Source organism: Bacillus alkalicellulosilyticus (assembly GCF_002019795.1).
GTDB classification, from domain to species: domain Bacteria; phylum Bacillota; class Bacilli; order Bacillales; family Bacillaceae_F; genus Bacillus_AO; species Bacillus_AO alkalicellulosilyticum.
Map to the genome: position 1 here is coordinate 1,400,891 of NZ_KV917381.1, position 12,765 is coordinate 1,413,655.

Here is a 12,765-nt window from a genome sequence, read left to right on the forward strand (position 1 = left end):
TTGTCAGAAATGAAGCTTATTCAATTAGAGGCAAAGGACCAAAATGAAATCCAAGTTTTATTTGGCCCAAATGATATTCATCTAAAAAGAATAGAAGAAAAGTTAGGGATTTCTATTACGACGAGAGGTGAGACCGTATCCGTTTCAGGCGATGATGAAACGGTAGAGAGGGTTTCCAACGTCCTAAAAACACTGTTACTACTCGTGCGTAAAGGGGTCTCCATTTCAGAAAGAGATGTAGTGTATGCTATACAATTAGCTGAACGCGACATGCTTGATGAAATTGTGGACTTATATGAAGAAAAGCTTGCTGTTAATTCAAAAGGAAAACCGATTGTAGTCAAAACACTTGGACAAAAACATTATGTGTCAGCCATTCAAAAACGTGATATGGTTTTTGGAATTGGTCCAGCAGGTACTGGAAAAACATTTCTAGCTGTTGTAATGGCTGTTACAGCTTTAAAAGACGGACGAGTTAAGAAAATTGTCCTCACTAGACCAGCGGTAGAGGCTGGCGAAAGTCTTGGCTTTCTTCCTGGTGATTTAAAAGAAAAAGTAGATCCCTATTTAAGACCTCTTTATGATGGTTTACATGAGGTGTTAGGGATGGAGCATACCACTAGATTAATGGAACGAGGAACGATTGAGGTTGCTCCTCTGGCGTATATGAGGGGACGTACCTTAGATGATTCTTTTGTTATTCTTGATGAAGCCCAAAACACCACGCAAGAACAAATGAAAATGTTTTTGACAAGACTAGGTTTTGGATCTAAAATGGTAATTAATGGGGATTTAACTCAAGTAGACTTACCAAAAGGAAAAAAATCTGGTTTGCGAATGGCGATACAAACACTTGAACGTATAAAAGAAATTGATTTTATTTATCTACAACAAACGGATGTTGTTCGTCACACACTAGTTCAAAAAATATTAGATGCGTATGAAACATCAGAGGAAAAAGAAAAGGGAAAGCAGTGACTATTGAGACCCTCAACATGTTTTGAGGGTCTTATCGTTTACATGGCCCCCTCGGAATTTTAAGTAAAGGCGGTGAACGAAATGAAAAAGCGTACCCCAATTGATCAAAGTAAATGGTGGAGAAAAATAAAAGACCATCGCTATATTCGGAACATCTTATTTTTAATATTAGCTCTTTTCTTATATGGTGTTATGATCGATAATGTTATTCCTGAAAAATTGGATATTCAGATGTCTACGGTAGCAGAGGTAGATATTCGTTCTCCTATAACAGTTGAAAATAAAGCTGCAACAGATATGAAACGGAAAGAAGTAATAGAAGCTATTAGACCTGTGTATGTTCAAAAAAAGGAATATGCCCAATTACAGGTTGAAAAAATAAATGATATTTTTGAATTAATCAATCAGGTCAACGAGGAATATGAAACAAATGAGGAAGAAGTACTAGAAGAAGAGGCAATTGTAGAAGAAGATGAAGTTAACCTAGAGGAAAAACTTGAATATGTACAAAGTGTCATTTCATATGGGACAAGCAATGATTTATCAGATGAAACGATCCTTACCTTATTACAGGCCAATGATATTCAACTGCAAATGGCTCGAGAAACAACGATGAACGCTGTATATGAAATCATGATTCAAAGAATTCCTATTAATGAGTTATCGGCAGCTAAGCAATCCGTTGAAGATAAGATTATCATTTCAACGGTTAGTAATAGGCTGCATGATGCGATGATAGAACTAGCTAAGTTTGCTATTATCCCAAATTATATATATGATGATAAGGCTACAGAGAGGCTACAAGAGGAAGCTGCAGAATCAGTTGACCCAGTCGTTATTCGTGAGGGACAGCTTTTAGTAAAAGCTGGTGAAATGATTAACCATGAGGTATATGAACAGCTTCGATTAGTAGGATTATTAGATGAGACATTTAACCTTTACCCATATGTTGGCTTAGCCCTGCTTATAGCACTTATGATTGGAATGTTAGGTTATTACCTCAATGAAGTGAAAACAACAGCCAAGACAAACAACAGTCATTTGCTTATGTTTACTCTTATTTTTATCGTGACGATAACCGTAATGAAAATAACAAGCTTTTTAGAAAACCTAGATTATACGGGTGTAGGACTTATCGTTCCTGTTGCAGTTGGAACTATGCTACTTACGATGCTCATACATGAAAGGGTCGCGTTATTTTCGAGTATCTTTTTTGCCATTATAGCTAGTGTTTTATTTAATAACGAAACGGTTGGAACTTTTAACTTCACATATGGTGTCTATGTTTTATTTAGTTCTTTTGCTGGAGTTTACTTTCTCGGAAAGACGAATCGGACATCGAGAATATTAAAAGCAGGTTTATTTGTTTCTTCAATTAATATCATTTCAATTTTGTCTATACTATTCATGAAAAGCTTTCAGCAAAGTGGAATTGAAATTGGTATGCATATCGGTTTTGCCTTTTTATCAGGCTTCTTAGCCGCTGTATTAACATTAGGACTACTTCCGTTTTTTGAAGCTGGATTTGGTATTTTATCGACAACTAAACTAATTGAGTTGTCTAATCCAAATCATCCGTTGCTGCGAAAAATTTTACTAGAAGCGCCTGGCACATACCATCATAGTGTTGTCGTTGGCAATCTAGCTGAAGCAGCCTGTGAATCAGTAGGAGCAAACGGATTACTTGCCCGTGTTGGGTCTTATTATCATGATTTAGGGAAAACAAGGAGACCACATTTTTTCATTGAAAATCAAATGAAAATGGATAATCCGCATGATAAAATATCGCCACAACTGAGCAAAACGATAATTATTTCCCATCCATATGATGGGGCAGACCTTCTGAGAGAATTTAAGATGCCAAAGGAAATCATTGACATTGCTGAACAACATCATGGGACAACGTTATTAAAATTTTTCTATCATAAAGCAAACCAAGATAGTGAATCACCTATTCCAGAATCTCAATTTCGCTATCCTGGACCAAAAGCACAAACAAAGGTATCTGCAATAGTCGGAATCGCAGATTCTGTTGAAGCAGCAGTTCGTTCAATCTCAAAGCCAACCCCAGATAAAATTGATGCTCTTGTTCGTAAGATTATTAATGATCGCTTAGAGGATGGCCAATTTGATGAATGTGACTTAACGATGAGAGAACTAGATAAAATAGCGATATCGATTTGTGAAACATTAAAAGGAACATTCCACTCAAGGATTGAATATCCGGAAGACCCGAAAGAAAAAAAGGGGGATACTCAAAATGACAGTCGAAATTGATATGCTAGATGAAACAGAAAGCCTAACTGAAAAGCAACTTAAACTTGTAGAAGAACTCCTTAAAGAAACAGCAAATAAGGAAAAAATAAAAGCGAATTCTGAAGTGTCCATTTCTTTTGTTGATAATGAAAGAATTCAAGAAGTTAATCGAGAATATCGAAATAAAGATGCGGTAACGGATGTTATTTCTTTTGCGTTTAATGATAATGTCGACGAGGAATTGGAAATTGTAGGAATTGAAATGACAAATGTGTTAGGCGATATCATCATTTCAATTCCAAGAGCAAAAGAACAAGCCGTAGAGTATAATCACTCATTTGAGCGGGAGCTTGGGTTTCTTGTTGTGCATGGAATGTTACACCTTCTCGGCTATGACCATATGAGTGAAGAAGAGGAGAAAGAAATGTTTTCTCGACAAGAGGAAATATTGAATGCCTATGGACTTACGCGATAAAAATCGGTGGGGTCTCAAACGCTTATTCCGCTCTTTCTATTATGCATGGACTGGCTTGCGTTATGTGTTTTCAAATGAACAGAACTTACGGATTCATTTAGGTATTGGGATAGTCATTCTCATAGTAGCTTTTTCTTTATCGATTTCTCTAATAGAAAGAGCGATACTTATTCTAGTCATAGGCATCGTTTTATCTCTTGAGGTTATGAACACAGCAATTGAACGAACAGTCGATATGTTTACAGCGGAATATCACCCACTAGCTAAAATAGCTAAGGATATTGCCGCTGCTGCTGTGTTTGTCTTTAGCTTAATAGCTGTTATCATTGGACTTATAATTTTATTGCCACCGCTTTTGGACTTATTCATTAGGTAGTAATTATACTTGGGAGAGGAGTTTCAACACAATGTGGAAAAGGCTTCAAAAAAACATCATTGCAGGGCTTATCTTTTTATTGCCAGCAATCGTAACAATTTATGTCGTACAATTCCTTTTCTCATTAATTGATGCATTTTTAGGCTCTTTTATTACAGGTATATTAAAGGCAATAAATATTATTACAATCAGAGAAGGAACAATATATTTCCTGGGAATTTATACTCCTTTTTCAGAAAGAATACTCGGTATAGGCTTTATTTTAACGATTATCCTCATTACGTGGATTGGTTCTATGAGGTTGAAAGGCTACGGGGTTAGGATTTTTCAAACGATTGATAAAGGTTTTCGAAAAATACCGATAGCTAATTCAATTTACACCTCAGTTGAACAAATCATCCATGCTTTTGCTCAAGAAAGGTCTTCTTTTCAACGCGTTGTTTTATTGGAGTATCCAAGAAAAGGGCTGTATACAATTGGTTTTTTAACTGGAGAATCAAAAGGAGAAGTTCAACGGGTGACATCAAGAGAGTGTATTAACGTGTTTCTCCCAACAACTCCAAACCCTACATCTGGCTGGTTAGTTTTAGTCCCACACGAGGATGTGATTTTTTTAGATATGACTGTAGAGCAGGGGTTGAAATTTATTATCTCTGGTGGTGTTGTTGTTCCGCCAGATCCAGCAGAAGCAGAACTATTTCTTGAATCAACTTTTGATGAAAATCAAATGAGAATTAATCTTAAGGGAAAGCGAGAAGATGAATAATGAAGGAAGATATTCTACTTGAAGAGGCTAAAAAGGCCCGAAAAAGAGCATATGTACCATATTCCAAATTTAAGGTTGGAGCAGCCCTACTAACGAAAGATGGCGACGTATTTCATGGCTGTAACATTGAAAATGCATCATATGGGTTAACCAATTGTGCAGAAAGAACGGCTATATTTAAAGCAATATCAGAAGGTGAAAATGAATTTCAAGCGATTGCAGTTATCGCTGATTCACCAAGACCAGTGCCGCCTTGTGGTGCTTGTCGGCAAGTATTAGTAGAGTTTTGTCCACCGACGATGAAAGTTATTCTTTCAAACTTGGAGGGAATTAGAAAAGAAATTACCGTTTCAGAATTATTACCTGGAGCATTTACATCGGAGGATATGAATGAATAAATATAAATCTGGATTTGTTGCTATAATCGGTCGCCCTAACGTTGGAAAGTCAACGTTGTTAAATAGAATCATTGGCCAAAAAATTGCCATTATGAGTGACAAACCACAAACGACTAGAAATAAAGTACAAGGTGTTTTAACCACAGATGAGGGGCAAGTTGTGTTTATGGACACACCTGGAATACATAAACCAAAACACAAACTGGGTGACTTTATGATGAAGGTTGCCACGAATACATTAAGAGAAGTTGATTTAATTCTATTTGTAATTGATGCGACAGAATCATTCGGTTCAGGTGAACAATTTATTGTAGAACGTTTAGAGCAAACCAAGACACCTGTATTCTTAGTTATTAATAAAATTGATAAAATACACCCAGAACAACTTCTTGCAGTCATCGATAAGTACCGTACTCGTTTGGACTTTAAAGAGATTATTCCTGTATCAGCAATTGAAGGAAACAATGTTAACACATTGCTCACTCAAGTATTTGATTATATGCCTGAAGGCCCTCAATATTATCCGGCAGACCAAGTAACGGACCATCCTGAGCGATTTATTGTATCAGAGTTAGTACGAGAAAAAGTACTGCATGTCACAAGAGAGGAAATCCCTCATTCCATTGCAGTTGTGATAGAACAAATGAAAGAAAGAAATAATGAAAATGTCTATATTGCGGCAACGATTATTGTTGAACGTTCGTCTCAAAAAGGAATTATCATTGGAAAACAAGGTTCACTTCTCAAAGAAATAGGGAAACGAGCTAGAAAAGATATTGAATCTCTACTAGGCTCGAAAGTATTTCTAGAGCTATATGTCAAAGTTCAAAAAGACTGGAGAAATCGCCCGCTCCATCTTAAGGATTTTGGATTTAAAGAAGATGATTATTAAAACGAATTAACATTTGTGAAACCTACTGTAACATACATTTAACAATGGTGATTCTTGAATTGCCATTGTTTTTTGTTCTAATAATATTTATGATAGATATAGGGTTCTATTTAAAAAATGATGAGAAAAAACAAAGGAATTTACAATTTTTCCATCACATGAAATTCGCAAACAAGGTCAACCTATATGTAAAGAGCGGTCTACTAATTTCCTTTCAAGAAAGGTGGAATCTCATATGCTTGATTTTTCCTGGAAAGTGTTTTCTAAGACAGGGAGCATTGACACGTATTTGTTAATGAAGGAGCTTGAAAGAGATTTAAATGACACAGTTGATGACGAAATGGAAGACGAATACAACAGAATAGACGCTCATTAAACCAAGTTTGCGTATCAAATTGATACGTGCGGTGAGGATATGCTTACAACAGCAGAAGGTATTGTGATTCGAACCATTGATTATGGCGAATCTAACAAGATAATTACCTTATTTACAAAAGAATATGGCAAGATAGGAATCATGGCTAGAGGGGCAAAAAAACCAAAAAGTCGTGTTTCCGCTGTTTCACAGTTGCTTGTCTATGGCTCGTTTCTTTTTTACCAAAGTAGTGGGTTAGGGACATTGCAACAAGGTGAAATTATTGAATCTTTTCGTGAGGTTCGAAATGATTTGTTTCGAGCCTCTTATGCATCATATGTAGTTGAATTAACAGACAAACTTATGGACGAGCGTCAACCCAATCAAGCTTTATTTGCTCTGTTATGCCAAACCCTACGGTTACTTAATAATGACGTTGATGGCGAAATCCTGATGAGGATTTTTGAAATGAAAATGTTATCGGTAGCTGGAATTAGTCCACAACTGGACTGTTGTTCAAATTGTGGGAATGTAGAAGGTGAATTTGCATTTTCAATTCAAGAAGCGGGATTTCTGTGCCATCGGTGTTATTCAAAAGACCGCCATGTGATTAAGATATCAGCTCGAGCCGCTAAACTACTAAGACAATTTTATTATATTGACTTACATAGGCTTGGTACGATTTCGGTAAAGAAAGAGACTAAACAAGAGCTAGGCTTGGTAATCTCTGCATACTATGACCAGTATTCAGGAATTACTCTAAAATCAAAACGTTTTCTAGAACAACTTGAACGAATGGACCCTACTGATGAAAGTTGACATCCGTCAAAAAATTAAGTATGATTCTAAGTAATTATATGGTGCTACGAAAGAAAGTAGTACTTATCCTCACTGTAACAAGCGACCTTAGGATAGTGTGAGCTAGGGATACATAGGATAAGGAAGGCAGTCTGGAGCACACACGGAGAAAGTGGCTTTTCAATACTATATGAAAAGCAAATAGGGTGGAACCGCGGGTAAGCTCCCGTCCCTATGTCTATTGACATAGAGACGGGAGCTTTTCTTGTTTTTTCACTACTATCTCCAACACAAAAATGAGGAGGTTACTAAATGAACGTTCAACAAATGATTTTGACACTGCAAAATTTTTGGGCTGACCAGAATTGTATCATTGCCCAAGCTTATGATGTAGAAAAAGGGGCAGGGACAATGAACCCAATGACATATCTACGAAGTATAGGTCCTGAGCCATGGAATGTAGCGTATGTCGAACCTTCACGTCGACCTGTTGATGGTCGATATGGTGAAAACCCGAACAGGTTATATCAGCATCATCAGTTTCAGGTAATCATGAAACCATCACCTTCTAATATTCAAGAACTTTACTTAGAAAGCTTGAAACAATTAGGAATTAATCCGTTAGAACATGATATCCGCTTTGTCGAAGATAACTGGGAAGCACCTACGCTAGGGGCATGGGGTCTTGGTTGGGAAGTATGGTTAGATGGTATGGAAATTACCCAATTTACCTATTTTCAGCAAGTTGGGGGTATCGATGCAAATCCAGTCGCTGTAGAGATTACCTACGGGATTGAACGATTGGCTTCTTATATTCAAGATAAAGAAAATGTATTTGATTTAGAATGGGTAAACGGGTTTACATATGGAGATATCTTTTTGCAACCCGAATATGAACATTCAAAGTATACGTTTGAAATTTCTGATAGTGCTATGCTTTTTGGCCTTTTTAGTACATATGAGCTGGAAGCAAAGAGAGCGCTTGATGAACAACTTGTATTTCCAGCGTATGATTATGTCTTAAAATGTTCCCATGTGTTCAACTTGTTGGATGCAAGAGGAGCGATATCGGTAACGGAAAGAACTGGATACATTGGAAGAGTTCGAAATTTAGCGAGAACTTGTGCGAAGGTATATTACGATGAGCGAGAAAGACTAGGGTTTCCAATGTTAAAAACAAAGGAGGAAAATGTGAATGAGTAGTCGAGATTATCTAATAGAAATAGGCCTTGAAGAAATGCCGGCGCGTTTTGTCACAACGGCTATGAATCAATTGAAGGATAAAGTAACAGCATGGTTACAAAGTGAACAATTATCCTTTGCTTCAGTTGAAGCATTTTCCACACCTAGGAGACTTGCCATTTTGGTGACATCATTAGCTGAAAAGCAAGAAGATGTTGAAGAAGAAGGTAAGGGGCCAGCAAGGAAGATTGCTGTTGATGAAGAGGGAAATTGGACAAAAGCAGCTCTAGGGTTTGCGCGTGGCCAAGGTGTATCACCAGAAGACTTATTTTTTAGAGAAGTCAAGGGAATAGAGTATGTGTTTGCGAAGAAGTTTATTAAAGGTCAGGAAACAAAAACAGTTTTACCGGCAATAAAAGAAATTATTACAGCACTTCACTTTCCTAAAAACATGAGATGGAGCCATTACGATTTACGTTTTGTTCGTCCAGTTCAGTGGATTGTGTCGATGTATGGGCAAGACATTATCCCGATTGAAATTACAGGAGTAGAAGCAGGACGAACTACATATGGACACAGATTTTTAGGAAACCAAATTGAAGTAGAGTCACCTTCTCACTATGAAAAAGCTCTTGCCGATCAATATGTAATCGTAAATCCTGCAGAACGTAAAGAACGTATCCGCCAACAATTGACTGAAATTGAACAACAAAACAAATGGACGGTACCAGTGGATGAAGATTTACTTGAAGAAGTAACAAATCTTGTTGAATACCCAACTGCCTTATTTGGGAGCTTTGAAGAAAGCTTTCTCGTTTTACCTCAAGAAGTATTAATTACGTCAATGCGTGAACATCAGCGCTATTTCCCTGTTCAAAACGAAAAGGGTGAATTATTGCCGTATTTTATTACAGTTCGAAATGGGAATGCAGACCACTTAGAAAATGTGAAAAAAGGAAATGAAAAAGTGTTACGTGCTCGTTTATCTGATGCGGAGTTTTTCTATAAAGAAGACCAAAAGCTTAAGATTGACGATGCATTATCTAGACTTGAAACGGTTGTATACCATGAGGAATTGGGTACGATTGGTGACAAAGTCCGCCGAATTCAAGAACTATCATTAGGCTTAGCAACTATGCTTTCGGTCCAGGATAAACAAGAAGTAGAACGAGCAGCAAAGCTTTGTAAGTTCGATCTTGTCACACAAATGGTTTACGAATTTCCTGAACTACAGGGGCGCATGGGTGAAGAGTATGCAATAAAAGCTGGTGAAAATCCAGTTGTTGCACAAGCCATTAATGAACATTACATGCCGCGATTTTCAGGAGATGCTTCACCTACTACTTTAGTTGGTACCGTTGTTAGTATTGCCGATAAAATTGATACAATCGTAGGTTGTTTCTCTATCGGCTTATTACCAACAGGGTCCCAAGACCCATATGCATTAAGAAGGCAAGCCGCTGGAATTATTCAAATGATTGTTGACCATAATGTTATGGTTGAACTTGAAGACTTCATTTCTCTTGCCATGAAAACGGCAGAGAAGAAACAACTAGTAAAAAGAAGTAAAACTGATGTGGTTTCTGATATGTTAGACTTTTTTAAGCTAAGAATAAAAAATACATTACAGGAAAAAGGAATCAGGTACGATGTAATTGATGCCGTTCTTGCAGGCGATATCGGACGTGTTCCAATTCTGATACAGAAAGCAGAAGTATTAAATAAACATATAGAACAATCTGATTTTAAAGAAGTGGTAGACGCCCTAAATCGAGTAACAAACATATCAGCAAAAGCTTCTGACAATCATCCTATTATCACTGAGGCGTTATTTGAAAAAGCAGAGGAGCAACAACTGTATACCACTTACAAGAAAACAAAAATTGAAGTTGAAGAAGCACTAGAAAATGGCCAAGTGGAAAAAGCCTTTAACGCATTAGTTCTTGCTAAACCAGTGATTAACCAGTATTTTGATAATATTATGGTCATGGCTGATGACCAAGCAATAAAAGACAACCGCTTAAATCAAATGAAACTTTTTGCGAATACGATTCAGACATTTGCTCATTTCAATACACTTGTATTTGCATAAAAGGTGGTGAGTCAAATCGAACTAACGGAGAGACAAGAACGAATACTTGAGATGGTCAAGTCAACAGGTCCGATTAGTGGAGAACAAATCGCGGAAAATACTCAAATCCCGAAAGCTACCTTACGTACTGATTTGGCGATTCTAACAATGGCTGGTTTCCTAGACGCTAGACCGAAAGTTGGTTATTTCTATACAGGGAAAAAGCGTTCACAACAACTAGTCGATAAAATGAAAGAAGTGAAAGTTGAACAGTATTTATCACCGCCTGTTCTTATATCAGATGGAGCGTCGGTATATGATGCGGTGTGTATGATGTTTTTGGAGGATGTAGGGACACTTTTTATATGCGATAAGGAAAAAATGTTGAAAGGGGTACTTTCTAGAAAAGATTTATTACGGGCAACTATAGGAAATCAACAGCTAGAAAAACTCCCCATTAACATCATCATGACTCGAATGCCTAACATTGAAATGTGTAAACCAGAAAATACAATGCTAGAAGTTGCGGAAACATTACTTTCGATACAAGTTGATGCACTTCCTGTAGTAAGGGAATTTAACCTAGGTGGCTATGAAGTGATTGGGAGAGTGTCAAAAACAAATATCACGAAGGTGTTTGTTGATTTAGCGAAAATCGATCTGTAAATGGGAGGTTGAGGATTTGGGAGTGAATCACCGTCCAATCGTATATGTTGTTTCTGATTCTGTAGGTGAAACGGCAGATTTAGTTGTTAAAGCGGGAGCTAGTCAATTTAGCGGCTCAGGGATTGAAGTAAGGAGAATTCCTTATGTAGAGGATAGAGGTACGATCGATGAAGTCATTTCATTAGCGAAACAAGTGAAAGCAATTATCGCATTCACTCTCGTTATCCCGGAGATAAGGCATTATTTAATAGCGCAGGCTAAAAAGTCAGGTGTAGAGACTGTTGATATCATTGGCCCGATACTTGATAAAATGGGACAATTAACAAATCAAGAACCACGCTATGAACCTGGACTCGTCTACCGTTTGGACGATGCTTATTTTCGTAAAGTCGAAGCAATTGAGTTTGCCGTGAAATATGATGATGGTAGAGACCCTAGAGGAATAATGAGAGCCGACATCGTGTTAATTGGTGTATCTCGGACTTCTAAAACACCTCTATCTCAGTACTTAGCAAACAAAAGGTTAAAGGTTGCTAATGTTCCTCTTGTCCCAGAGGTTGAACCACCTGAGCAATTGTTTAAAGTGTCACCGAAAAAGTGCATAGGGTTAAAGATTAGTCCAGAAAAACTAAATGAAATTCGCTCAGAACGATTAAAGTCACTTGGATTAAAACCCGAAGCCAATTATGCAAACGTAGAGCGAATCAAGCAAGAATTAGCATATTCTGAAACGATAATGAATCGAATTGGATGCACAGTCATTGATGTTTCCAATAAAGCAGTAGAGGAAACAGCCAATTTAATATCAAATATGTTTCAAAAATAAAATAGACTCACATGGGTATTACAAAGGTTGTAAATTCATTAACCTTTTGTAATACCTTTTTTCCCTTGAAAAAAACTTTTGGAAAGTAGCATAAAACAAAAAAAGAACAAATAAATTGAAAAAGTCAAGACTTTTTATTGTTTTTTTGGTAATGATAGTTATTGAAGAAAGTTTGTCGACAAAATTCCTAAATCAGTTTTAAAAAAGAGAAGGATTTTGTAGGGGGATGTAGAAATAAAAAATATGGCTAAAAAGAAACGGATTTATGTTGATGCTGATTCTTGTCCTGTAAAAGAGGAAATCATTATGATTTCGGAAGAATTTGAGGCTGAAGTCATTTTTGTAACTTCTTATTCACATTGGGGAATTGGCTCAGAACGAACAAAGACTGTCCTTGTTGATAATCAAAAGGAAGCAGTTGATATGTATATTGTAAATCATGTAAAAGCGAATGACATTGTAGTCACTCAGGATTATGCTTTAGCATCGATACTGTTACCAAGAAAATCAGATGTTTTATCTCCTCGAGGCGTGATTTATACGGAAGAAAAGATGAATTCGTTGCTTGAGCAAAGATATGTCTCTCAAAAACAAAGGAGGGCTGGTCACAAAACGAAAGGGCCTAGAAAGTTTACAAACGAAGACCGAGCAATGTTTTGTCATTCATTCCGAAATTTTTTTAAAAAAGAAGAAGGATTTTGACGAAAAAGGTCGAAAATGTATATC

At 36.9% G+C, this 12,765-nt stretch carries 14 protein-coding genes; all 14 read left to right on the forward strand.

The genetic code is table 11. The features are described from left to right. The 14 genes from BK585_RS07095 (at window position 1) to BK585_RS07160 (ending at window position 12,741) form a co-directional block, all read left to right on the forward strand. Complete coding sequence (locus BK585_RS07095) at window positions 1-978, forward strand: PhoH family protein (protein ID WP_078552779.1); 978 nt, start codon at window positions 1-3, stop codon at window positions 976-978. An 81-nt stretch (window positions 979-1,059) separates the two neighbouring features. Further along, window positions 1,060-3,255 (forward strand): HD family phosphohydrolase, encoded by a 2,196-nt coding sequence (locus tag BK585_RS07100; protein ID WP_078552780.1) that lies wholly within the window; start codon window positions 1,060-1,062, stop codon window positions 3,253-3,255. Continuing rightward, entirely contained in the window at window positions 3,239-3,709 is a 471-nt protein-coding gene (gene ybeY / locus BK585_RS07105; protein WP_078552781.1) for an rRNA maturation RNase YbeY, read from the forward strand. Before BK585_RS07100 ends, ybeY begins: the two co-directional genes overlap by 17 nt. Beyond that, entirely contained in the window at window positions 3,687-4,085 is a 399-nt protein-coding gene (locus tag BK585_RS07110; RefSeq protein WP_342744289.1) for a diacylglycerol kinase, read from the forward strand. Before ybeY ends, BK585_RS07110 begins: the two co-directional genes overlap by 23 nt. A 31-nt stretch (window positions 4,086-4,116) precedes the next feature. After that, window positions 4,117-4,851 carry a DUF502 domain-containing protein gene (locus tag BK585_RS07115; RefSeq protein WP_078552782.1) on the forward strand — a complete coding sequence of 245 codons (735 nt, stop codon included), beginning with the start codon at window positions 4,117-4,119 and terminating at the stop codon, window positions 4,849-4,851. After that, window positions 4,851-5,249, forward strand: a complete 399-nt coding sequence (locus BK585_RS07120; protein WP_078552783.1) for a cytidine deaminase — start codon at window positions 4,851-4,853, stop codon at window positions 5,247-5,249. Before BK585_RS07115 ends, BK585_RS07120 begins: the two co-directional genes overlap by 1 nt. Continuing rightward, window positions 5,242-6,141, forward strand: coding sequence for a GTPase Era (gene era, locus BK585_RS07125; RefSeq protein ID WP_078552784.1), 900 nt, complete (start codon window positions 5,242-5,244; stop codon window positions 6,139-6,141). Before BK585_RS07120 ends, era begins: the two co-directional genes overlap by 8 nt. A gap of 235 nt (window positions 6,142-6,376) precedes the next feature. Then, a complete protein-coding gene (locus tag BK585_RS07130) occupies window positions 6,377-6,517 on the forward strand; it encodes a YqzL family protein (protein ID WP_078552785.1) in 141 nt (46 codons plus the stop codon). Window positions 6,518-6,556: 39 nt separating this feature from the next. Further along, the gene (gene recO, locus BK585_RS07135; protein ID WP_078552786.1) at window positions 6,557-7,315 is read left to right on the forward strand and encodes a DNA repair protein RecO; all 759 of its coding nucleotides are present in this window, start codon (window positions 6,557-6,559) and stop codon (window positions 7,313-7,315) included. A gap of 291 nt (window positions 7,316-7,606) precedes the next feature. Next, on the forward strand, window positions 7,607-8,497 hold the full coding sequence (gene glyQ / locus BK585_RS07140; protein ID WP_078552787.1) for a glycine--tRNA ligase subunit alpha: 891 nt from the start codon (window positions 7,607-7,609) through the stop codon (window positions 8,495-8,497). Next, on the forward strand, window positions 8,490-10,568 hold the full coding sequence (gene glyS / locus BK585_RS07145) for a glycine--tRNA ligase subunit beta (RefSeq protein ID WP_078552788.1): 2,079 nt from the start codon (window positions 8,490-8,492) through the stop codon (window positions 10,566-10,568). Before glyQ ends, glyS begins: the two co-directional genes overlap by 8 nt. 6 nt (window positions 10,569-10,574) lie before the next feature. After that, window positions 10,575-11,213 carry a transcriptional regulator CcpN gene (locus BK585_RS07150; protein WP_078552789.1) on the forward strand — a complete coding sequence of 213 codons (639 nt, stop codon included), beginning with the start codon at window positions 10,575-10,577 and terminating at the stop codon, window positions 11,211-11,213. A 22-nt stretch (window positions 11,214-11,235) separates the two neighbouring features. Next, window positions 11,236-12,039, forward strand: coding sequence for a pyruvate, water dikinase regulatory protein (locus BK585_RS07155; RefSeq protein WP_078556674.1), 804 nt, complete (start codon window positions 11,236-11,238; stop codon window positions 12,037-12,039). Window positions 12,040-12,282: 243 nt separating this feature from the next. After that, window positions 12,283-12,741: a YaiI/YqxD family protein gene (locus BK585_RS07160; protein WP_078552790.1), complete on the forward strand. Its 459-nt coding sequence runs from the start codon at window positions 12,283-12,285 to the stop codon at window positions 12,739-12,741. Window positions 12,742-12,765: the final 24 nt, after the last annotated feature.